Source organism: Bradyrhizobium tunisiense (assembly GCF_042263385.1).
In the GTDB taxonomy this organism is placed as follows: Bacteria; Pseudomonadota; Alphaproteobacteria; order Rhizobiales; family Xanthobacteraceae; genus Bradyrhizobium; species Bradyrhizobium tunisiense.
This window is the reverse complement of sequence record NZ_JBHLEV010000009.1, coordinates 191,393-215,384: the sequence shown is the minus strand read 5'-3', so window position 1 is coordinate 215,384 and position 23,992 is coordinate 191,393. Positions and strand designations below refer to the sequence as shown.

Sequence of the window (23,992 nt, the reverse complement as noted above, 5' to 3'; positions counted from 1 at the left end):
GTTAGTTTCTCCAGCTGCCCAGCGCCGCGTGAAGGTCGGACACGGCATCTGCCGATTCGCGGACCGGTCCGGTCAGGAGGGCGCCTGCTACCAGGAAGGCCGACAAGTCGGCCTGGGGGTCGCTTGCGACGATATGCGGATGTTCCTCAAGATAACCCGTGTGAATGTGTCCATGCAAAAATCCGTCGTCCGCAAGGATTCGGGCAAGGAGGCTTGCGTTGGTTGCGCAACCGAGAAGCACCAAGTCCCGCATCGCCCGATGCGCCTTTTGCGCAGTCTCGATACGGGAGGGGGAATGCACGATGATCTTGGCGAGCAACGGGTCGAATGCTGTCGTGACCTTCTGACCTCGCGAAAGGCCGCTGTCGATGCGTATACCGTCGCCGTCGGGGTAGTCGAGCACAAGCACCTTACCTGTTGTTGGCGCATATCCGCGCTCCGGCGCTTCGGCACACAACCTGGCTTCGATCGCATGTCCGCTCGGCACAATGTCGGACTGTGCCAATCTGATTGGGCGGCCCGCGGCGATGTGGATCTGTTCGGCAACAAGATCGATGCCGGTGATCATCTCGGTCACGGGATGCTCAACTTGCAAACGTGTGTTCATTTCCAGAAAATGGAACTCTCCTCCGCCAAGGATGAATTCGACTGTGCCTGCACTGTGATAGTTGGCTGCACGCGCGATGCCGACGGCGGTATCGCAGATCCGTTGACGCAACTCCGACGACAGCCCCGGCGCGGGCGCCTCTTCGATGACCTTCTGGAACCGACGCTGGATCGAACACTCCCGCTCGAACAGATGAGTAACGTTTCCGAAGGTGTCGCCCAGCACCTGGACTTCGATATGACGCGGGCTTTCGATATATCGTTCGACGTAAAGCCGCCCATCTGCGAAGTAGCGCTGCGCCTCGCTGCGCGCCTGCGCAATTGCGTCCTCCAGGACGCCGATGTCGCGCACAATCTGCATGCCCTTGCCGCCGCCGGCCGCGGAAGGCTTTACGACCAAAGGAGGGCCCATGGCTCGGGCTCTGCGCACAAAGGTCGTTGGATCATCTTCCTCGATGGCGCAAGGAGCGACTGGAAACCCGTGCCGCTCTACGAAGTTCCGAGCCCGGATTTTGTCGCCCATCAGTTCGATGCTTTCGGGGGCAGGTCCGATGAACGTGATGCCCGCGCTTGTAACGGCCCTGGCGAACTCCGCGTTCTCTGATAGAAATCCATAGCCTGGGTGCAGTGCACCAGCGTTCGCTTTTCGGGCGGCGGCGATAATCTGCGGGATGTCGAGATAGGCAGAAATCGGCGTGCGTCCGTCGATCGCGATGGCTGCATCGGCCATGGAGACCGCAAGCGTGCCGGCATCAATGTCGTGGTAGACGATCGCAGAACGAAGCCCCAGCTTGCGAAGGGTCTTGATGATACGAACGGCGATCTCCCCCCTATTGGCGATCAGAACCGTGTCAAAAGGCAGTTCGTGCATGTCCGTACCTCCCGCTGCATGGTGCCGACGACAGACGTTGGGCTTGGGCGCGACGATCGTCCCGTCAGCCCCGCGTCACATGTCACAACCGTTGATCGGAACGGTCTAAGGCGGCCCCACGCACACGTGTCGTCGCGGCACGAATACAATCAGGCGAAACCAGCTGTCCCGCATACCTCATCTCGGGCCGCCATTTCCTGTGGCAGCATCCCGAACTGAGATGATTTGGCGACATGGTACGCTCAAGCGGTGGATATTGGCTTTGAGACAGGCCGCGACGGCGTCCTCATCAGGTATGTGGGCGCCGCAGAGGCGAAAAGCATCCGGTGTGCACGCCTGTCGCGCCTCCGCTGGGACCGGCCGATCTCGCGCACCTGCACTTCCGCAGCACAGAGCTGTCGTCATCGCAACGCCAAAAAGAGCGATTGTATAGTGACGCGCTGTGGGGCGCGACGACCCGTTGGTTCGCTGCTTGTGGTTCACTTCTATCCTCTCGGTGTGGTCTACGATATTGTTCATGCTGTTGGAAACGACACCAGCGCGTAAGAGACGCCGACGTCGCTCTCAGCTGCACGAGCGGTTGGCGTGCTTCAGATGTTGCGTCCTCGCATCGGAAATCGTCCGATGGGCGAGCTTGCGTTCAAGCCCCGCCGCGATGCGCGAATGCCGCGCTCCGATTTCAGGTGCCCGGTTCACCCGAGCGGCCGTCGGACCTGCGGTCCGCGCGTGGTGACCCCTTGGCCGTGTGGGAAGTGCACGGGCATCAGAACAGGGTGTCGCGATGCAGGTTCGAGAGTCTGTGAGGTTCACTATTCTCATCATGCGCCAGGAAGTGACCGACGATCGGACGTGGTCCGACGCCTTACCCGTATGATGATACAAACTCACGTTACGTGCGATTCAAGCCCCTTGAGAGCCGCTCGCGAGAATAGGTCGAGACCGTCACGCTGCCAGAAGGGGCTGTGCCGAACAAAGTACCTGCCCAATGCTCGAGGCGGTCCGCATTTGCCGTTGCCGCGAGCTCATGGGATATGCAGAGCGAGAGCGCCCTTGCAGGCGCCGGGCGAATGAAGGCGTCTTGGGGCGCGCCATACGCCTCAATGGCAAAATGCTGCCTGGGAATCACAGCGAGGCCTGGACAGGGTGCAGGCCAATCTCCTCGCGCTGCTCGATGCGCGCCTATCGCCTTGACCCGGTACCGCCGTGCATGGCGGAAACGCTTGCCGCGCAGTCAAGCCTCATCATGCTCCACCTCGAAAGGACGGGAGCATGATCCACTTCGGTGTGCCGTTCCGGGGCGCACGCGCGGCTATCTTCGAAAACGCGAACCTCTCACGGCTCGAGTGCGATCTGCAAGCCCTCGTCGCCTCCAACGTGAACGTAACGCGGCCCGATTGGCCGGCCTCGACCGCTGGCGACGGTGACAATGTCTTCCAGGGGAGCGGCGCGTGCATCCGCCTCAGGGCGGGACAAGATCAGATCGGCGTGGAACAGACCTTCCGATTCCAGTCCGGTCGCATCGATGCCAAGAGCCGCCAACGTGGCCAAAGTCCTTTCAAACTCTTCAGCATCGCGAAATCGACGTTGAATAAATGTCGCGCCAGCAAGACGTTCCGTCACAAGACCACGCTTCGCGAACGTCGTAGCCAAGGAATCGAAAGGAAACATCCGCAGCACGAAAGAGATGATCCATGGACGTTTCTCTGTCGCATCGAGAATTTTGCTGAATGTCTTCTCGGTGACGTAGCCGATGCAGCCCGTTGACATGATGACATCGATGGAGCGGAGAATACGCGCGCTCTCGGTCGAAAGCGGTTCCTTTTCAAGGTCGGCGACAATACCTTGCTCAAGGAGACCAACGCCCGTTGCATAACTGACGGCCGGTGCTGATACATCGAGACCGATAAACCGCGCAAGTCCAACGTCAGGCCAAGCCGAATAGAAATTGCGATCGAGACGCACCAGTGTCTCGGAACTGATCGCCCTCATCTCGCGCCGGGCATAGCGGTGACGCAAGCCGCCGAAGGTCAGTGGAAACCGATGCACCGCCGCGTTGATGCCATATGAACAGCCGACATCAAGCACGATCGGCTTAACGCTGGTTGTCGAGGCTTTCGCTGCCAGAATCTGACGCACGACCGGCTCAGCCACATCCGGGATCATGTAATCCAGGTCTCCCAGGACGGAGAAATACGCTCTTGGATCATCCGAAGCATAGATGTCATCGAAGACAGCTTTATCCTGATTGATACGCGAAAAATCTGTTCGCAACCCCACGTCTCCACATTTCAATTTGCACGTAAGCCCGAGGCTCTTGCCTCGACCGGTACTCTCTTATTGCAGATGTTGGCCGATCTATGAACCTCACGGTGCTTTGCGTTCTGCCTAACCCCAATTCCTTGAAAGATGAGCCAGTCATTCTCCCTCCGTGAGGCCTGCAGCTCGTCGCATTGATGCTGACCCTGCACATTGAGGCGGGGTGAAGACGTAGAGCGACGGCCAATCCGTAGCGACAAGCTGCGCAGAAGGACGCTGTCCAAGATGCTGGGGCGGGGTCGAGGCGGGCTGCGAGCATCTTCTCGACATAACGCCCACTGCAATAGTCGTTCCACTAGGCGTCGCCCTCCGCTTAGGTCTCTCTATATGCCGAGGAGCCGGATGCGCTAACAGCTCAAGCTCATGACGGTGTCATGGACCAATCGGACCGTAGACACGATCTCTACAATAGTCGCCGCGATCTTCCCTTCGCAACCGCTCGAAGTAAGGTCATTGCTGCCATTTTGTAGTGGCTTGACCTCGCTCGCATCCAGACCGCTCAGCAGGACATCAGATGCCCCCGCGCGCACGTGACCTGCCAGCAGTGTATTCATGATCGCCCTCCGGTCTTTACCTCTCATCTTGCTTCCGCTCGCCTGGGCGAAGTCCCACGGCGGCTCCGAGAGCGTCTCGCCATTCTTCGAACCGACCCGTCATTCTCCACCCGCTGCGGCGGTTTCGGTTATGAGAAGTTTTATCGGTCCAAATGGAAGAATATGGGAAGCCGGATCGCAGCTCCCTACCATAATTGGGAGGAGCGTGAGCTCGGTTCACTTCTATAATCCCTCCTCGCGCAAGCACTCAGCTTGTTGCAGCTTCATCGCGAGAGATCGGACAAATCTCGCGTCCGCGCTGCACAGAACAGCGTGCTCATGATGACGCTCTACCTTCGACAGGTTCAAAATGAAGTCTGGGCGATGTCAGGCCCAGACTGGAGGCGACTTCGAGACAAGCATGTCCGAGATCACGCGTCGTAATGTGTTAGCCCTTGGAGTTTCAGCGTGGCTTCCGGTGATGTCCGGAGGCCCGGCGCGATTCGCCGGGCCGGACCGAATCCCGGTTCTTGACCGAAAGTGGAATATCTATTTGAGCGAAGGAGAGACGGACCCTCGAAGCCTCCCAGCTATTGGGGCGCTGAGAGCGATGATGGTGTTTGTAGACTTCGCTGATGCACCCGGCGATGTCAGCGGCACGGAACGGATAGGAGATCATCTCACCGGACACGGTAAGGCCGAGAAATGGTTTAGGGACCAATCGTACGGGCGCCTCACCTTCGAGATTGCCAGAATTCCTGGCTGGCGGCGCATGCCGAAGCCCTCGACCAGCTACACCGGCACCCACAAACGTTTCACATTCCAGCAGCAGAAGGACTATATCTCAGACGCCGCAGCACTTTTCCCAGAACTCGATGTCCGAACCCACCCCCTGTTGCTTGTCGTTAGCGCGAAGACCGACGGGATTGCTATTTCACCAACATTTATCGCCATGCCGATCGATGCAGCTATGACTCCAACGGGGCCGGTTCGTTGGGGCGTGACCTTCGGCAAGGACAGCTATACCAACAACCACATGAACCTGTGTCATGAGGTGTGCCACACCCTCGGGTTGCCTGATCTCTATAACTTCGAGCCACCGCGATTTACGACCGGCTCCTGGGACATCATGGGCGATATCTTTCGGGGGACTTCGCTGATCGGCTGGCATCGCCACAAACTTGGCTGGCTTGCAGACGAGCGCAAGGCGTACCTGGCGCACGGTGAGTGTGAGACCGTCCTCACACCATTGCCAGGCAGCACAGGAACCTCGATGATTGTGGTACCAGCCGACGGTGCGTTGAATCCATCGAAAGTGTACGCGATCGAACTTGCACAGCCGATCCGAGGCCACGATGGCACAACCACCGGCGACGGTGTCCTTGTCTATAGCGTTGATGCCGTCATCCCGACTGGACAGAGCCCGGTCGGAATCGTGCCGGCCAAAACGACGGCGAACTTCAACTACGGGGAATTGTTCGAAGCGCCGTTCTCCGCAGGATCAATCCTCGATGACCCGACGTTGCCGTTCAGTCTTTCGATCAAAGCCAAACGCGAGGACCGCTACGTTGTCGGCGTGAAGGTGCGCTAGCCGGAGTTTTCGCAATGCTATTTCTAAGCGACGACGAGCTGCGCCCGCATGACTGTTGCCCATGAAATGTTGGCGCCTCGGGAGAGCTTTTGGCGACAGCGCCTTGAGCGGTTCAAGTCATTGCAGCTTCCCTTTGTGTCGTTTTCGCCAGAAGTGTCGCCCCGATGGCAGTCGAGCGCTTGGCTGTCTCCTGATGCTTTGGTCGAATTGCTGCCGATCGATCGCACGGAGTGCGTACTAGCTGCTTTCCTGATCTATCTTGCCCGCATCACAGGTGAATCTGAGCTTCAACTCGGCTGGGAGCCCGCACCCAAGCGGCCGCAAGTGGGCCTGAAGGCGGGTGAGGCGCTGGTCGCCTCCGTCGTACCAATGGAGGTGGCCATTGATCTTGCTCATGACTTTGCGCAGGTGCACAGGGTCGTAGCGGCCGAATGCGCCGTTCTGAGAGCGCACGATAGTTTTGCCTTGGACCTGATCGCGCGCTGCCCGGCCTTGCGGGAGATTGGGACGCTACGGTCCTGCCGACCCTGGCCGATTGGCATCACCATCAGGGACATCGGCTCTTCCGCTGCTGATGATCTGGCTTTGCGCGCCAGTTCGGACGCGGCTCCATGTGGTGATTTGCTGACGTTGGAAATCCGTGTGCTCGATGGAAGCTTTCGATGGCACTTTGATGCAAGTCGGCTGCCATCCACGCAAATCGAGCGGATGACGACGCATTTGAACAATCTCTTGCACGCCGTGATGGCCGATACAGGGCAGCCGCTGGGACGGCTTGCGCTGTTGTCAGGTGAAGAGCGCACCTACCTCTTGGAGGAACTGAACCGAACAGCTGAGCCATATCCGTCGCATAAGTGCATCCATGAGCTGTTCCAGACCGAGGTCCGGAAAGTGCCGCATGCGGTAGCGGTGGTCGATGCGGAGACAGACTTAAGTTATGGCGAGCTCAACAGCCGGGCGAACCGGCTGGCGCATCATCTCATTGGGCTTGGACTCAAGCCAGGGGATCGCGTCGCGACCGTGTTGGATCGCTCCATCGCCCTTGTCGTGGCGCAGCTGGCCATTCTGAAGGCAGGCGCGGTCTATGTACCGATCGATCGGGGGCTTCCATCCGCGCGACAGAGCTGGATGATGATTGACTGTGCTGTGCGCCTGGTGCTCACGGCAACCGACAGTGACGGCGAGGTCGAGGCTGCCATTCCCGTTCAGGCCATTGAACCAATCATCGCTGGAGAGGGATGTGATGCCGATCCAGGCTTGACATTGGCCGCCGAGGCCACCGCCTACGTGATGTACACGTCGGGGTCGACTGGCGTTCCCAAGGCGGTTGCTGTTCCTCATCGTGCCGTCAACCGGCTTGTGGTCAACAATGGATATGCGGAGTTTAGCTGGAGCGATCGGGTAGCGTGGGTGGGCAATCCCGCCTTTAGTATCAGTACGCTGGAAGTCTGGGCGCCACTGCTCCACGGTGGGCGCCTGATTGTTGTTCCACACACTGCCGTTCTGCAGCCGGATATCCTGTGCGGGCTGGTTCAGCAGAACAGCGTCACCGTGCTGCATTTGACAGCCGGACTGTTCAACCGGAGCGCCGATCATTTGGCGCCGGTGCTGGCGAGTTTGCGATTGCTATTGGTTGGCGGCGGTGCAGTCGATGTGGCGGTGGTCGCACGGGTGTTGCGCCAGTGTAGGCCGCAACGTCTGTTGCACTGCTATGGCGCAACCGAGACATCGACCTTTGCGACGGTCTGCGAGATCACCGCGATCGACGAGACAGCCGGTCGGCTGCCGATCGGCCGGCCGATCGCCAACACGCGGATCTACCTGCTGGACGCTGATGGCGCGCCCGTTCCGTTCGGGGCGGTGGGGGAGATCCATATCGGCGGCGCCGGCGTTCCCCGCGGCTATCTGAACCGGCCCGAGTTGACCGCGGAGCGGTTCGTGGCCGATCCGTTCAGCGGCGAGGCCGGCGACCGGTTGTACAAGACCGGCGATCTCGCCCGCTATTTGCCGGACGGCAATCTGGAGTTCCTGGGCCGCAACGACGATCAGGTCAAGATCCGCGGCTTCCGGATCGAGCCGGGCGAGATCGCGGCGCGGCTTGCCGAGCACCCGCTGGCGCGCGAGGCGGTGGTGCTGGCGCAACAGGATGGTCGTGGCGAGCCGCGACTGGTTGGCTATGTCGTTGCGCCAGAGCATGCGGCCGAAGACGATCTGGCCGCCACGTTGCGCAGGCACCTCACCGCGCGGCTGCCGGACTACATGGTGCCGTCTGCGCTCGTGCGGGTCGCGGCGCTGCCGCTGACGCCGAACGGCAATCTGGACCGCAACGCGCTGCCGGCTTCGGACGATGATGCCTTTGCGCGGGCCAGCTACGCCGCCCCGTAGGGCGAGATCGAGATCGCGCTCGCGCAGATTTGGGCCGAGCTGCTCGGCGTCGAGCGGGTCGGACGCCACGACCAGTTCTTCGAGCTCGGCGGCCACTCGCTGCTGGCGGTGCAGCTGATGGCGCGTCTGCGGCAGCTGCTGATCGCGCTGGCGCAGGACGAGTCTGCAGGATCGACTGGCGCGGCTTGAGGCCTATCGAACAAGGCTGGTCGCCTGAACCGACCGGTTCGGAGTAGCCTGTGTCTGACTTTCGCGCATCTGAAATGCGTGATCGTCCTTGAAAACTGGCTCGATTTGACGACTTTCGCGCATCTGAAGTGCGGGGAAAGTCTGTGACGATCCTCCTGGTCGGTGAGGCCATTGACAGGCGACGCGCCCATGCCCAGGCGTCGGCAGGCGAGCTAATTCAGCTCGTCCGCGGGGTCTTATGCCCAAGCCAATGCCGATGTCGACACGGCGGTCTTGGCCCACGCCGTGCGCATCTCACATTATCTCTACCCGGCCGCTTATCTCTCGTCCGCCTCGGCCGCACTCCTGCAGCCAACCTCTGACGGTCGGCTTTTCCTCAGCGGACGTCGCAATCAGCGCACCCGGATTCGCACTCTCGAAATCGTCCAGAACCAGGCGCCGGCACATCCGTCGACAGCGCCTGCGATCGTAGGCGACGATCAGGACGAGATCAGGATCGAGGTGTCGTCGCCGCGCCAGCGGTTCCTGGAGGCTTTCCGCCTCCGAAGCGAGCACGCCAGCGCAATTACCGACGAGCTTCGCGCGGACATGCGGCTGGTCGAGGAGTTTGGATCACCACAAGCGGCGGCGGACGCTCTCTGGGCTTTGGCTCGCGAGAACGGACGGTATCGCGAGGGCGAGGGCGCCGAGCGCTACCTGACGACACGCCCGGCGCTCGGCAAGGCCGCTGCGAACAAGGCGGCGCTTGAGCGGATCGTGGCCTGGCATGGCGAGCCCCTCGGCCGCCTGACGCATGACGGCTTCGAATGGCGCTGGAAGGCTGCGGCAAATACGGCGCCGCCGCTCGTCCGCCAGACGGCGCCCGGCAGGCTGCCAGCCTTTGTGGAGTCCCTCTTGCCGGAAGGCTGGCTCGCCCAGGTTCTTCACGAGCGCGATAATCGCGACGCCATTCGGCGCGGCAAGCGGTTCACATCGAACATCGCGGTCGTTGCCACCAAGAAGGAGCTCGCCGCTCCGCCGCTCGACGTCCTGCAGGCGCCGCTCGCGAAGTTTGCCAAGCGCGGGCAATTCATAGGACGCTATGTCGGCCTGTCGAAGGGTGAGCTGGAGCAGAGCTTCGAGGAGATTCTCGCGCAACTGTTTGAGCGCGCGAAAACTCCTCGTCTGTCCGGCGTGCAGATCAAGGCGCCGATGTGCCTTACGTCCGACGGCGCGCTGATCGCGGCGATAGACGCGCCCTTCACTCACATCCTCAAGCCCGCCGGGACGGCCGGCTTCGAGGCGCTGCCAATCGTCGAATGGATATGCCTGGAGCTCGGTCGCGCAGCGGGGTTCGTCGTTCCCGACGCGGCGCTCGTCGGCATGCCCGACCGCATGGCGCCCGCACTCGTCGTCGAGCGGTTCGACATCAGGCGAGATAAGACTGACAAGCGCCGCCTTGCGCTCGAGGACTTTTGCTCGGTGCTCGACTTGCCCGCGTCGGCCAAGTACGACGGCACCATCGAGGGCGTGGCGCGCGGGCTTCGACCGCTGTCCACCGATCCCGCCGACGATCTCGATATTCTATTCCGGCGCGCACTGTTCGCGTGGTTGGTAGCCGACGGGGACATGCACCTCAAAAACCTGGCGCTGCTGAGGGTCGCCGCGCCCGGCGCGCGGCAATTTGAAAGTGTCCGGTTCGCGCCGCTCTATGATGCCGTCACCACGCGGGTCTTTCCCGGCCTCGCCAGCGATCGCATCGCGCTAAAGCTGAGCGGGAAGCACGAACGGCTCACGCCGCGTGATTTTCTGACGCTCGCCCGCACGATCGAGCTTTCCATCGCGCGTGCGGAAGAGGCTATGGCGAGCGTCACGGCGGCGACGCGCAAAGCCACGGGCGCCATCTCGCTGCCAGTAATGGCGCGGGACGGCGAAGGCGCCAAGTCCATAGAGGAGCGCGTCAAGGCGATCATCGCCGAGCGATGCGGCGCGTTCGCATGAGCTCGGGCGTAGTCTGCAGAACCGGCGGCACCGCACAATATCGCACACGGAACACGCCGCGTCAGATGCTTGGCAAGGAGCACCGCCTCAGCCATGCCAGCGCCATCAGACCGTTCCCGTTGGCGGTCACCTGAACATACTCAACCGATGCGACACGCAAGCTTAACGTCGTGGCGCAACACCTGGCCTGCACGAGAAGGCGCGCACTCGTTGTTGGAGGCAAATGAACAGCTGAAAAAAAGAGCCCCGGCCTGGGGCCGGGGCTCTCGATCCGCCGCTCTAACGCGATGGAGTCAGTATTTGAGAACGACCGGGCCCCAGAACTTGTAGTTCAGCCGCGCGGTCAGCAGGTCGAAATCCTGCCCGATGCGCTCGCTACCGACCGCACCCGCGGAGTTGCTGAAGTTCACGTTAGCGTCGTGCCGGAAGATATGGTCGTACTCGAGGCCGACCGACCAATTCGGCGCGAAGCCGAGTTCGATGCCCGCCCCGACCACGCCGCCCCAGCGGGTATTGTCGGCGCTCGCCAGCGGCGCGCCGGCGAGAGTGTTGATCTGATAGCTATTGCCGGTCACCGCGGCACCGCCCTTGGCGTAAAGCAACACGTTGTTGATGGCGTAGCCGACCTGGCCTGTAAGCAGGCCGAACGACCCGGTCTTCGTCTGATTGATGTCGGCCGGGAAGGCGGCGCTGACATTGGAGCCGCTGAAATCGGCCCAGTTGCCTTGGCCTTCGACACCGAAAACCACCTGGCCCGTCTGCCAGCGATAGCCGAACTGGCCTCCAACGGTTCCGCCGCTCGCGTCGTGAGAGCCCTCGGGCGTGACGCCTCCAAAATCCCAGGAGCTATGGGTCGAACCCCAGCCGCCATTGGCACCAAGATAGAAACCGCTCCAGTCATAGATTGCGGCCGCGACCGGTGCTGGCGGCGGTGCCTTGGTGTAGATGGGCTGCTGAGCGAGATCGGCGGCGAATGCGGGCGCTGCCCCGATAAACGCGACGATGCTCGCAGTCACAAGCAACAACTTCTTCATTTCGAATACGCTCCTTCACATGTCCCCTGCGCCACGCGCGTCTTAACAGTGCTGTCGCGAATTGCTGTAGCTGTCGCGCAACATTCTCGCTTCCAGAAGCGCCTGAATCTAACGCCGCGTCAGGTTGCGCGCTCATCAATCATGATCAAACCGACAAACACGCAGTAGGTCCATCGTGTATCGAACCCAAGGATGTACGCGTCAACTCCGGCATGAAGTCGTGGCGTCGTTGCACTCGAACCAGAGCGATCACGACAGGCGCGCACACTGAAGCAGCGACGATCGTAGAGAATCGAGCGAGCGCAATCATGTCGTTCCATTTCTCTGATCGTCACCCGGAAACCGGACGCAGCCACTATCTGGTCCCTCATGACGGATCACGTCACGGTCCGTGAGTGGGCTGAACGTTTAAACGATCAAGACTGCACTGGCATCAAACGCGGCACGCGCGCTGCTCGTCGACATCGTTCACAACATCATCGGGAAAAAGCCAGTTCGAACATAGTCGCCCGATGGTGGCGGGTTCTCAACACGATGTGTTTCGTTCGCGACAAAGCGCGCGACGTCCACGTCGCCGCGCAGTCACGATGAGCCGTTGCGATCGAGGGCCCAGCAGGTTTGGCCCGCCTCTTGCTTCGATGGCGCTTAAAGGACTTGGCTCGACTTAGTAGGAGCGGTGAATGCCGTCCGGTTGGCGGATCTTACGAGGGAGCGTGCTTTGATACTGCGCCGTCCTGATGTGCAACCAATCTTGATGAGGCGCACGCAACGCAGGTGGTTCTGGTGCGAAGGAGCGAGCCGATTTCATTTAGAGCGAGGAGGCGACCTACGAAAACGACTCGCATCGATTAGGCCCATCCGAATCGCCCCTGGTGCGCTTCCCCCCGGCCAGGCCGAACACAATCTCAAAAGAAAGAAGCAATGAAGTACCTGGAGGACAGCAAGGACCTGGACGTCGAGACCCGGCTTTCTCGTCTCGGCCGTGCGCCCGCCGAACATTCCGGGATGGTCAACATGCCCGTCTACCGGGGCTCCACAATTGTTTCGGAAACCCTGGAGGACTACGAATCGCGCAGGCAAAGCGATCCGACGGCGAACTACGGCCGCTTTGGCTCACCTTTGTCCCGCGCACTCGAGCTTGCCGTTTGCGAACTGGAGGGCGGCTATCGCTCGCTCCTGTTTCCGTCGGGGCTCTCTGCCTGCACGCATTCGCTTCTTGGCGTTCTGCGCGCAGGCGACCACGTTCTGATCAGCGACGGCGTCTATACACCTCTCAGGACATTTGCAGACGAGGTTCTCTCAAGACTTCAGATCACGGTGCAATACTTCTCTCCAACGCAGCCTGCAGAGCTTGCGGCGAAAATCACCCAGAAGACCCGGGCCATCTATCTGGAATCACCTTCGTCCCTCACGTTCGAGGAGCAAAATGTCCCTGCGCTTACTGCCATCGCCCGTCGCTCCGATGCGCTAGTGGTCATGGATAACACATGGGCAACGCCCCTGTATTTCAAGCCGTTTGCGCACGGCGTCGACATCTCGATCCAAGCGGCGACCAAATATATCGTCGGCCATTCAGACGCGCTGCTTGGTGTCGCGACCGCCAACGAATCGGCATGGTCGGCGTTGCGATCAAGTGCCCATGATTTCGGGGAGATCGCTGGGCCGGACGACATCTATTTGGCCCTGAGGGGACTGCGTACCCTGGCCGTCCGCATGAAGCGTCATTGGGACAATGGCCTCAAGCTGGCCCAAAGCCTTCAGTCGCATCCAGCCGTCGACAACATCTTGCACCCGGCGTGTCCAGGCGATCCTGGCCATGCGCTTTGGAAACGAGACTTTTCGGGGGCGAGCGGCCTCTTTGGCGTTGCGCTGAAACCGATGTCGCAGCTGGAGCTTTCGACTTTCTTCAATAGGTTGCGGCTTTTTGGTATCGGCTGGTCCTGGGGCGGATATGAAAGCCTGGTGATGCATGTCGACCCATTGAAGCGCGTGGAACCATCGCTTGCACTCGCTGGACCGCTGATTCGGGTTCACGCGGGCTTGGAGGACGCAAGCGACCTGATCGCGGATATGTATCAAGCGCTCGACGCGGCTTGGGAGATAACGAGCAGTCGCCTTGATCCGGACAATGATGATGCGCCTGTCGCTGAGCTCTCCAAACGAGCTTAAGCGCAGTCAACTCGAAGCCGAACCTTGGCTTGGCCAAGAGAAGTCGGCAGTGAACGCGTAGTAAAGGGAACGCCATCGGCGCTTGTCGATGAAGAGCGAGAGACCCGCTCGTCATCGAGATGCTCTGGCCTACGATTCCTGGTCAGAAGTTCGCTCGCGGGATGGTGTCGGAACAGCTCCGATACCCCGTCAAGCGGGATCGCCGCCAAACCTGGGAGGAGCGTTATGACAACCATTGCAGCTGCGCCAACCGCGCGGGCGTCTCGGTCATGGTATAAGGTCCTCTACGTCCAGGTGTTGTTGGCAATCCTACTCGGCATCATCGTCGGCTGGGGCTGGCCGTCGCTTGCCACCTCTGACTGGATGAGGGCGCTCGGCGATGGCTTCATCAAGCTCATCAAGATGGTGATCGCGCCGATCATCTTCTGCACCGTGGTCTCCGGCATCGCCCATATCCAGGATGCGAAGAAGGTCGGCAGGGTAGGAATCAAGGCGCTGGTCTATTTCGAGATCGTCTCCACCCTCGCACTCGTGATTGGTCTCGTCATGGGCAATCTGTTCCAGATTGGCCGCGGCCTTGCCGCCAAGCCCGATGCGGCCGCAGTCGCCAATTATGTCGAGCAGGCAAAGGCGACCAAGTTCGTTGGCTTTGTGCTTAGCATCATTCCAGACAGCGTAGTCGGCGCGCTCGCGCGCGGTGACATCCTGCAGGTGCTGCTGTTTGCGATTCTGCTCGGCTTTTCACTGATGGCGCTCGGAGAGCGCGGCGAGAGGCTGCGCAGCACGATCGACGACGCCGCGCAGGCCGTGTTCGGCGTGATCGCCATCATTATGAAGGCCGCGCCGATCGGAGCGTTCGCCGCCATGGCATTTACAATCGGCAAGTTCGGACCCTCGGCGCTGGCCAATCTGATCGGATTGATCGCGCTGTTCTACGCGACCGCCGCGCTATTCGTGATCGTGGTTCTCGGGCTGATCGCGCGGTTCGTTGGCTTCTCCATCTTCAAGTTCATCGCCTATCTCAAAGACGAACTCTTGATTGTGCTCGGCACATCGTCCTCGGAGAGTGCGCTGCCACAGTTGATGGAGAAGCTCGAGCGGCTGGGCTGCTCGAAGCCCGTAGTCGGCCTGGTGGTGCCGACCGGCTATTCCTTCAATCTCGACGGCACCAACATCTATATGACGCTCGCGACGTTGTTCATCGCGCGCGCCCTCGGGCTCGACCTCGCTTTCGACCAGCAACTCACGATTCTGATCGTGGCGATGCTGACCTCAAAAGGGGCGAGCGGCGTCACCGGAGCTGGCTTCATCACGCTGGCAGCGACCCTGTCCGCGGTCAACCCGGCTCTGGTGCCAGGAATGGCGATCGTGTTCTCGATCGACAAGTTCATGAGCGAGGTGCGCGCACTCACCAATATCATAGGCAATGGCGTTGCCGTTGTGTTCGTGTCCTGGTGGGAAGGCGAGCTCGACCGGATCACGCTGCATGCACGCCTTGGCCGCCAGATCGATCTGCCCGATGTGGCAACGGCGATCGTGACGGCTGACGCTGTTCCTGCCTCGGAGGACACGCGCAATTTAGAGATTGCGCGCGCAAGAGGAGGAAAGTGGACTGAACGCGCGAGTTGCAAACGCGGACGAACGCATTCGTCGTGATGCTGTTTCAGCGCGACCAACGCCTGGTGGAGTAGGCGAAGATCGAGGTCGTGGGTGGTTCCGCGCTTTGACGAAATGCGAACGAGCATAGAAGGCGAGCTGTTGAAACGGCGGAATGATGACTCAGGATTGGTCGAGCAACTCGGATTGGATCGTCCTCGCGGTGTAGAGGGAAGCATCTAGCGGCAAATTACCAAATGCGAGCTGACAAAGCAGGTAATTTGCGCCTGCTTCCTCCAGCTGATGGAGCAGAACGTTTCGAACCGAGCTCGGCGTTCCGACGACGCACAATTCGCTCTCGATTGCCGCATCGAATGTCAGCGGAAGGGGTTGTGGCGTCGGGATGTCATTGCGCTCGTAAAGGAATTTGAAGCTCCGCAGCCATTGCTCGTAAGCGGATCTGGCGAGCGAATAAGCGTCCGCCTCAGATCGCCCAATCACGATCATGCGCAGCAATCCAACAAATGGCCCACGATCAGAGGCGCTGGGGCTGCGCTCTCGATGGGTGTGGTAGGCATCGGTAATTTGGCGGACGCCGGCGGCGGGCCCAACGCAGGCGAGGTTTGCGCCATTGCCCGCGGCCCAGACGGCCGTCTCGGGCCGATTGGTAGTCACCCATATCGGGGGAGATGGACGCTGGTGAGTCGTTAACGTCAGAGGAACCTCACTCAACTGGAAATGTCGGCCTTGGTAGGACAGAACTCCACCCTGCATGGCCTTCTGGAGAATGTTGTTGGCTTCCTCATATCGGCTTGGCGCCGCATCCTCGCAAATTCCAAAGTAGCCTAACTCGACCGGCAGAGCGCCCCGTCCGAGACCCAGCTCGAGCCTACCGCCGCTCAATTGATCGAGCATGCAGATCTCTTCAAAAGCGCGGAGCGGATGATAGAGGTTAAGTAGCATCACCAATGGGCCGAGACGGAGGTGCCGCGTACGTTGCGCGAGACTCGACAGGAAAAGACTCGGCGAAGGGCCTCTTCCATGGGGCGTGCAATGGTGCTCTGCCACGTGATACGCATAGAATCCGAGGCGGTCGTATGCCTCCGCCAACATGAGCCGATCTTCGTATTGATGGCCAATATCGCGGCCGTCGTCGTCCAGGTGATCGAAAATGCCGCAGGTGAGTTTTGACGAAGGCTGTTGTGTCATTAGAATAAATCCTTGCTGAGGGGGAAGGCCTGCTCGTTTTCAGGGCGGGACTTAAGGGCCGTATTTGTTTTGGCCGCATCTCGCGAGCGTCTGGTCTGAGCTTTGATAGGTGCCGTGGGGTCGGGCGACGAGATGGTTGTTCCGTTCCGCCTCCGTGACGCTGGGGTAAGCGCTCGATGCGCGGCCACTTGGTCGTCAGCTCTAATGGGTCAATGCATGGCTTGAGCGGCTATCATCGTTTTCTCGTTCCATCAGTGGGATAACGAAATGCGTGGGCATCGACGCGCGGTTGGCTATCCACCTCGCTTCAGGCATTCTGAGATCGCGGCAACTGCAGCTCTAATGCCAATGCTGATGCGGATGCAGTGGTCAAGGCCGTCATCCGGAAAAACGGCAACGAGTAACGGTGGCTTGGTGTACCAAATGACGACTTAGGGATGGCCCAGCACCTCGGATTGGATGGTTCTTGCGGCGTATAGGGATGCATCTAGTGGTAAATTCCCAAATGCGAGCTGGCAAAGCAGGTAATTTGCGCCTGCCTCCTCCAGCTGATTGAGCAGAAGGCGTCGGACGGGCGTTGGTGTTCCGACGACGCACAATTCGCTCTCGATTGCCGCATCGAATGTCAGCGGAAAGGCCTGCGGCGTCGGGATATCATTGAGCTCGTAAAGGAATTTGAAGCTCCGCAGCCATTGCTCGTAGGCGGATCTAGCCAGCGAATAAGCGTCCGTCTCGGATCGCCCAATCACGACCATACGCAGTAATCCAACAAGTGGCCCACGATCAGGGGCGCTGGGGCTGCGCTCTCGATGTGTGCGGTAAGCATCGGAAATTTTGCGAACACCGGCGGAGGGACCCACGCAGGCGAGGTTCGCGCCATTGCCGGCGGCCCAAATCGCCGTGTCGAGCCGATTGGTGGTCACCCATATCGGGGGAGACGGACGCTGGTGAGTCGTTAATGTCAGAGGAACCTCGTTCAACTGGAAATGTCGGCCTTGGTACGACAAGGCTGCGCCCGTCATGGCCTTTAGGAAAATGTCATTGGCTTCCTCGTACCGGCTTGGCGCCGCGTCCTCGCAGATCCCGAAACAGCTTAACTCGACTGGAAAGCCACCCCGTCCGAGACCCAACTCGAGCCTGCCGCCGCTTAATTGATCAAGCATGCAGATCTCCTCAAAAGCGCGGAGCGGATGATAGAAGTTGAGCAGCATGACAAATGCGCCGAGACGAAGGTGCCGCGTACGCTGGGCGACACTCGACAGGAAAAGACCCGGCGAAGGACCTCTTCCATGCGGCGTGCAATGCTCTGCCACGTGATACGCATAGAAGCCGAGGCGATCGCATGCCTCCGCCAAGATAAGGCGATCTTCGTATTGACGACCAATATCGCGGCCGTCGTCGTCTAGGTGATCGAAAATGCCGCAGGTGAGTTTTGACGAAGGCTGTTGTGTCATTTGCATAGATCCTTGTCGGGGCGGAATGCCTGCTCGTTCCCCAGGAAGGCTTAAGGGCGCCGCATTTATTATGGCCACATCTCACGACCGTCGGGTCTGAACTTCGATGGGTGCCCGTGCGTCGAGCGCACGAGATCGTTGTCTCGCTTCAGCCCTGCAACACGCGCAGGGGCAAGCACTCAACGCGCGGTCACTTAGCCGTCACCTGCATGGGTCCTCGCCTGGCTCGAGCCGCTATCATCGGCTTCCTGTTTCATCAGCAGTATAACGAAGAGAGTGGACATCGACGCGCGGTTGGCTATCCACCTCGCTTCAGGCGTTCTGAGATCGCGGCAACGGCAGCTAAAAACGAGTCCATTTGTTCTTTTGTGCCAATGCTGATGCGGATGCAGTGGTCGAGGCCGTCATCTGGAAAAACGGCAACGAGTACTCCTTCCCTCTCCAGTGCGGCGTGCCACCACCTGCCGTCCTGTCCGTTCGGGACACGCGCCAGCAAGAAATTGGTATGAGAGGGCGCGACGCGGAACCCGAACTGACGCAGTGCGGCCGCAACTCGTTCTCTCTCGTGCCTGATATGTCTATGGTTCTTTTCGTAGGCCGCGCGATGCGAAAGGATGCTGACGCCGACCGCATGCGCTATGACATTCATGTTGAACACATTCTGGATGTTCCGCAGTCGTCCAATAAGCTCTGGATGGCCAAGGCCAAAGCCGACGCGAATGCCGGCGGCCGCATAGCTCTTTGAAAGCGTTCTGAGGAGCAGGAGATTGGGGTGGCGGCGGACGAGCCGTAGACCGTTATCAGGTGCGAAGTCGACATAGGCTTCGTCCAACACGACCAGGCGGTCAGATTGTGCCACGAGGCGTTCGATGTCGGCGATGGGGGCGAACGTTCCAGTCGGATTGTTGGGATTGGCTAACAAGATGAACTTGGCGTCCTTTGCCGGACCGAAGAGCAGCTGATCAATCGGGATCGAATGCGAGTCGCTCCACAAAACTTCGAGAAATTTGGCGCTCTGCAACACAGCTAGCTTACGATTGAACGAAAACCCGGGAGACATCATTGCGACGCTGTCGCCCGGCCCAAGAAAGGCCCTGTAGATCAGGCCGAGAAGCTCCGACGATCCGTTGCCGGCGATCACATGGTCCTTTGAGAGACCGTAGGCATTGGCGGCAGCCTCCCTCAAGCCGATGTTATCGTCTTCCGGATACAGATACTGACGCTCGAGTGCCGAGATCGCACTTCGCCATACCATTGTTGGTAGTGGAAATGGGTTCTCATTGGTGTTTAGTTTCACGTAACGCGCATCTGGCGCCCGCTGGCCGGGCGACGGGGCTTCTAGGTCCTTAGCCGGCTGCGCCAGAGAAGAGAGCACACTTTGCAGTTTTGCATCGACCATATTCTTGTCCCTCTTGATGGCAGACGGCAGTCGCCATTAGGAGTGTGCTTGACGGTCTAGCGAGAATTCCGTTTCGCACACCTGACGTGGCCTCGCCTGGCTCGTTGGCGGTGCACGAGCCAAAAAGCGGCGGTTAAAATGCAGCGCATTGCAAGAACGATCTGGTTGTTGGTTCGCGACGTTGCGATCGCTGTCAATCTCAGCCGCGACTGCGTGCAGCGCGAGCCTGGTCGCTAAGCCAGCCCGTGCAGGCCCAGCACGATCGAGCCGCAAGCCTCGGTTTGAAAGTCGGTACATTGGCAGCGTCATGCGATGCTCCCGGGCGAGGCACTGACCTACGCCGGTTTTTCTGAAGGCCGTGGCGACCTGTTTGCCGAACCTACAATTTGACGCTACGTGCGATTCAAGTCCTGTCGACGTGCTCGTCGCACGAAGTCGCGCAAACTTGTGGCTGAACGCTCGTCGGGCCTAGCTCGGGCTTTGAGAGCGCGTGCAGCGAATCAAGGGCGGCCCGGGAGGTATCACGGGGCAAGATCGGCCGCCGGGGCGAGCGCTGGACGGCTCTCGGGCAATCGCCTGTTGGAATTCTGCCCTTTGTCAGAAAGCAAACACAGACGATGTCCTGAGCCCGCGCCGCTTCACGAGACGACATTTGGCTGCGAAGTCTTACGTTGTTGATCGCAGTGGCCCAGATCCTGCAACGCGCCCAAAGATCGCGTTATGAGAATAAGGTGTGTGTTTGTGCCTCGATCTTGGCGAAGAACGTGGGAAATTCGGTCGGCCGGAGCCGACGACTGGCGCCCATCGGCCTCACGCTCTTCGAAGGTAACATCCTGAGCGAGGACGCAAGACGCTGGTTCCGGCTGCGGCCTCGCGCAATCCCGAGCTCCTCGCTGGAGCGCCGTCTCGGGCAGCCGGCTGGCCGATGGCTCGCTGCACTCATCCGCCGCTTCAACGTGAGCGATTCAGGTGCGACCCTGCAACCAGTGTCAAGATCGAGGTCAATCGCAGCAGATATCGGCAGCCATTATTCGGCGCCCTAGACGTCGATGAACGGCTCGCGAGCGCAATCGCATGCATCGATCGACAGTGGCGGCATTCCTGCGACGGCGCCGGACGTCACCAAGCTCGCCGTTGACGAGTTCAGTCAAGACTGCGCTCGGCCTATTCCACTTGAATCGGGGACCCGATGTGAACCGCGTGGTTGTGTTCGTCAGCTAAGAGCCACGCCGACATCGATACTGTGATCGCCGGCGTTTGCGCGTTCGCCTGCCTTTGCAAGCAGCGATTAGCCCCTCGCAAAGCGAGGCTCCCGATTCTTACGAGCGAAATCGCACGCACCAACACACCGCGTCAGATTCCGGGCAATTGCGATTGCATGCGAGAGCAGCGTTTTGTCGCACGTGAGGAATGAGCATCCCTGCAAAACATCGGCGACTCCTCGCGTGGGACTGCACCAGAAGAGACCGCTAGCATCGCATTCCAATGTTTGGCCGGGAAAAAATCCCATTCTGACCGGGAAAAAGATGACGCATGCGCCAAGTTGTTATTCAAAGGTTGCCGACGGCTCGCGGTCGGCTACAGATGGAGTCGGAAAATCGTTGATGCAGGTCCATGGAACTCGTGCCGTGCACTGTGAACACAGGACGACCTCATAACAAGGACGTTAGGACCACGATGCGTTTATAGCAGTGCCATGAAAGAGCGCTATGTCTAGCTGGCGACCTGAATTGCGCACGAGCATCAGGCGCAGCATCAAACTCGCAAAATCCAAACAAGATGGTAGGGAGGATGCTGAAAATAACGGAGACGTCGTCATGTTGAACATCGCTTCCGCACACGAAAGGCCTGACTCAGTGTCGGAGACGAGCCAAACTGTTCCCATTGTGACGCTGCACGAAAGCGCCGTTGTCGGGATCTTCGAAATCTCGAAGATACTCGCCGCCCCCTGCCGGCTCGAGCTCACGTTGGCCAACGTCGTGGATATTCTGCATTCGTTTGTTCAGATGCGGCACGGCATCGTCTCGCTTTTCGACCATGATGGCCAGCCAGACATTACGGTCGGCGTCGGCTGGACCGAAGGCAGCGACGAGCGGTACCGGACGCGGCTCCCACCGAAAGCGATTGATCAGATCGTGGCGACGGACATGCCGCTCGTGGCCGAGGACATCGCAGTCCATTCGGCGTTCACGACGGCCGACCTCGAGGTGCTCGGTGCCACCGATAACGCACGGGTGTCGTTCATCGGCGTTCCCATTCGGATCGACGCGAAAGCAGTTGGCGCGCTGACCATCGACCGTGTTCTGGACGACAGCTCAAGCATACGGCTCGAATACGACGTCAGACTTCTCACCATGATCGCCAATCTGGTCGGGCAGACCGTGAAGCTGCATCGGCTCTTTGCGACAGACCGCGAGCGACTGATGGCGGAAAAGGATCGATTGCAAAAGCAATTGGCCGAAATCCAGCAACCCGCTCGCGAGCGCAAGAAGGTCAATGTGGAAGGCATCATTGGCGATAGTCCGGCGCTGCGCGCGCTGCTCGACAAGATCGCGGTGGTTGCCAAATCGAATAGCACGGTTCTGCTGCGCGGCGAATCCGGTACCGGGAAGGAGCTGGTGGCCAAGGCTATTCACGCCCTCTCGGCGCGTTCCAAGCGGCCGTTCATCAAGCTCAACTGTGCGGCGCTCCCCGAGACCGTTCTGGAGTCCGAATTGTTCGGCCATGAGAAAGGTGCTTTTACCGGCGCCTTCAGTTCGCGCAAGGGGCGCTTTGAGCTGGCCGACAAGGGTACGCTGTTTCTGGACGAGATCGGAGAGATCTCGCCCTCGTTTCAGGCAAAGCTGCTGCGCGTCCTGCAGGAGCAGGAATTCGAGCGTGTCGGCAGCAATCAGACCATGAAAGTCGACGTTCGCGTCATTGCAGCTACGAACAGAAACCTGGAGGAAGCGGTCGCAAATAACGGGTTCCGCGCTGACCTCTATTACCGTGTGAGCGTGGTTCCCTTGCTGCTGCCGCCCCTGCGCGAAAGGCGCAGCGACATTCCGCTGCTCGCCGCCGAGTTTCTCAGGAATTTCAACAGCGAAAACGGCCGCACGTTGACATTCGATCAAGGTGCGACGGACATTTTGATGAATTGCGGGTTTCCGGGTAACGTCCGTGAACTCGAAAATTGCGTGCAGCGGACAGCGACCCTCGCCCCAGGACCTTCGATCTGCAGAGACGACTTCGCCTGCTGCCACGGCCAGTGCCTTTCGGCGATGCTGTGGAAGGGGGGATCTGAAGACGTGGCGCCGCATGCGCGCCCGACTTGCGCAGGGGCCCCGAAGCCGAACAGCGCCGGCGTTGAAGCTGGTCGATCGGCCGCCGGCGCTGTCCCGCCTGTCCGGGACGCGCAGGCTGGGCTGGGGCCGGCCGGCGCCGCACTCGTAAGTACCGGACAGATGACCGATCCCGAGCGCGTCATCGCGGCCATGGAGCGATCGGGTTGGGTTCAGGCAAAGGCGGCGCGCCTGCTTGGCGTTACTCCCCGCCAGATTGGCTACGCGCTGAGGAAATACGGCATCGAGATCAAGCGTTTCTGAGCGGTGTGGGGTCGGTGCGACCATAGCGCTGTCGCGATGACGACGTATGTCCGAAATGCGTCTGCACGTGTTGGAGCACGTCAGGCTCTCAGAACTTGTTGTTTACATCGACTCATGCCTTAAACCGCAAATGGTACGACATTTGCTGTGCTTTCTCCGGATTTCGAAAGTCTCTGGAGAAGCACATGCACAATGTCGTCTGCATCAAGCAGGTCCCTGATTCCGCACAGATCCGCGTGCACCCTGTGACCAACACGATCATGCGTCAGGGTGTGCCCACCATCATCAATCCTTACGATTTGTTCGCGCTCGAAGCTGCGCTCGATCTGCGCGACAAGTTTGGTGGTGAGATCACCGTCCTTACAATGGGCCCACCCTCGGCCGAGGACACTCTTCGGAAAGCCCTCACCTTTGGCGCCGATCGCGCGGTGCTGCTGACCGACCGTTGCTTCGCGGGTGCGGACACCCTGGCAACCACCTACGCACTCGCGACCGCCATCCGCAAGATCGGCAAGGATTATGGCCAGCCTGACCTCATATTCACGGGCAAGCAGACGATCGATGGCGACACCGCGCAGGTCGGGCCTGGTATCGCAAGGCGGCTTGCTGTGCAACAGCTAACCTATGTTGCCAAGATCATGACCATCGATCTCACCGCGCGCACAATCGAAGCGGAGCGGCGCTGCGAGGGCGGCACCCAGGTGCTGCGCGCAAGCCTGCCGTCGCTCATCACCATGATGGAGGCCACCAACCAGATTCGCCGTGGCGCAATGGCAGATGCATTGCGCGCCGCTCGAGCGCCGATTGTAAAATGGAACGCCCAGGAGGCTGGCGTCGAGGATGTTTCAAAATGCGGTCTCAGGGGCTCGCCAACCGTTGTTAAACGCGTCTTCGCGCCCTCGGCGCGCGCAGAGAAGGCAGCCATCGTGGATGCTGCCGAGCAGCCGGCGCAAGCCTTGATCGACACCATTTTCAAGCAGAAGCCCAAGCTTGAAGCTGAGCTTGCCGCTCTGGCCCGAGGCTCATGACCCGGGGAGAGGTTCGGGCGATCGGCAAGGACGAGCAGCGGCCGTCGA

At 60.1% G+C, this 23,992-nt stretch carries 15 protein-coding genes; 8 read left to right on the top strand and 7 right to left on the bottom strand.

What is annotated here, in order from left to right; translation table 11 throughout:
• Nucleotide 1: 1 nt before the first annotated feature.
• From ACFDR6_RS30315 to ACFDR6_RS30305, 3 genes are all read right to left on the bottom strand, one after another.
• Entirely contained in the window at nt 2-1,477 is a 1,476-nt protein-coding gene (locus ACFDR6_RS30315; RefSeq protein WP_375860575.1) for an acetyl-CoA carboxylase biotin carboxylase subunit, read from the bottom strand.
• A 1,332-nt stretch (nt 1,478-2,809) separates the two neighbouring features.
• A complete protein-coding gene (locus ACFDR6_RS30310) occupies nt 2,810-3,748 on the bottom strand; it encodes a class I SAM-dependent methyltransferase (RefSeq protein WP_375860574.1) in 939 nt (312 codons plus the stop codon).
• Between the two features lie 392 nt (nt 3,749-4,140).
• The gene (locus tag ACFDR6_RS30305) at nt 4,141-4,347 is read right to left on the bottom strand and encodes a hypothetical protein (protein ID WP_375860573.1); all 207 of its coding nucleotides are present in this window, start codon (nt 4,345-4,347) and stop codon (nt 4,141-4,143) included.
• A 400-nt stretch (nt 4,348-4,747) separates the two neighbouring features.
• On the opposite strand from ACFDR6_RS30305, the gene ACFDR6_RS30300 reads away from it, so the two are divergent.
• From ACFDR6_RS30300 to ACFDR6_RS30285, 4 genes are all read left to right on the top strand, one after another.
• Nucleotides 4,748-5,917, top strand: coding sequence for a metallopeptidase domain-containing protein (locus ACFDR6_RS30300; RefSeq protein ID WP_375860571.1), 1,170 nt, complete (start codon nt 4,748-4,750; stop codon nt 5,915-5,917).
• 48 nt (nt 5,918-5,965) lie between these two features.
• The gene (locus ACFDR6_RS30295) at nt 5,966-8,302 is read left to right on the top strand and encodes a non-ribosomal peptide synthetase (protein ID WP_375860570.1); all 2,337 of its coding nucleotides are present in this window, start codon (nt 5,966-5,968) and stop codon (nt 8,300-8,302) included.
• A 6-nt stretch (nt 8,303-8,308) separates the two neighbouring features.
• Entirely contained in the window at nt 8,309-8,491 is a 183-nt protein-coding gene (locus ACFDR6_RS30290; protein WP_375860650.1) for a phosphopantetheine-binding protein, read from the top strand.
• A gap of 273 nt (nt 8,492-8,764) precedes the next feature.
• Nucleotides 8,765-10,471 (top strand): type II toxin-antitoxin system HipA family toxin, encoded by a 1,707-nt coding sequence (locus ACFDR6_RS30285; RefSeq protein ID WP_375860568.1) that lies wholly within the window; start codon nt 8,765-8,767, stop codon nt 10,469-10,471.
• Nucleotides 10,472-10,764: 293 nt separating this feature from the next.
• Here the strand turns inward: ACFDR6_RS30285 and ACFDR6_RS30280 are convergent, their stop codons facing one another.
• Entirely contained in the window at nt 10,765-11,505 is a 741-nt protein-coding gene (locus ACFDR6_RS30280) for an outer membrane protein (protein WP_375860567.1), read from the bottom strand.
• Nucleotides 11,506-12,426: 921 nt separating this feature from the next.
• Here ACFDR6_RS30280 and metC point away from each other — a divergent pair.
• A complete protein-coding gene (gene metC, locus ACFDR6_RS30275; RefSeq protein WP_375860566.1) occupies nt 12,427-13,674 on the top strand; it encodes a cystathionine beta-lyase in 1,248 nt (415 codons plus the stop codon).
• A gap of 225 nt (nt 13,675-13,899) precedes the next feature.
• Complete coding sequence (gene dctA, locus ACFDR6_RS30270) at nt 13,900-15,330, top strand: C4-dicarboxylate transporter DctA (RefSeq protein ID WP_375860565.1); 1,431 nt, start codon at nt 13,900-13,902, stop codon at nt 15,328-15,330.
• A gap of 123 nt (nt 15,331-15,453) precedes the next feature.
• On the opposite strand, the gene ACFDR6_RS30265 is transcribed toward dctA, so the two are convergent.
• The 3 genes from ACFDR6_RS30265 to hisC form a co-directional block, all read right to left on the bottom strand.
• A complete protein-coding gene (locus ACFDR6_RS30265) occupies nt 15,454-16,479 on the bottom strand; it encodes an LLM class flavin-dependent oxidoreductase (RefSeq protein ID WP_375860564.1) in 1,026 nt (341 codons plus the stop codon).
• A gap of 431 nt (nt 16,480-16,910) precedes the next feature.
• Nucleotides 16,911-17,933, bottom strand: coding sequence for an LLM class flavin-dependent oxidoreductase (locus tag ACFDR6_RS30260; protein WP_375860562.1), 1,023 nt, complete (start codon nt 17,931-17,933; stop codon nt 16,911-16,913).
• A gap of 298 nt (nt 17,934-18,231) precedes the next feature.
• Nucleotides 18,232-19,332, bottom strand: coding sequence for a histidinol-phosphate transaminase (hisC, locus tag ACFDR6_RS30255; protein ID WP_375860561.1), 1,101 nt, complete (start codon nt 19,330-19,332; stop codon nt 18,232-18,234).
• Between the two features lie 1,817 nt (nt 19,333-21,149).
• Between hisC and nifA the strand changes: the two genes are divergently transcribed.
• On the top strand, nt 21,150-22,916 hold the full coding sequence (nifA, locus tag ACFDR6_RS30250) for a nif-specific transcriptional activator NifA (protein WP_375860560.1): 1,767 nt from the start codon (nt 21,150-21,152) through the stop codon (nt 22,914-22,916).
• A 185-nt stretch (nt 22,917-23,101) separates the two neighbouring features.
• A complete protein-coding gene (locus ACFDR6_RS30245; RefSeq protein WP_027544396.1) occupies nt 23,102-23,944 on the top strand; it encodes an electron transfer flavoprotein subunit beta/FixA family protein in 843 nt (280 codons plus the stop codon).
• The last annotated feature ends 48 nt before the right edge of the window (nt 23,945-23,992 follow it).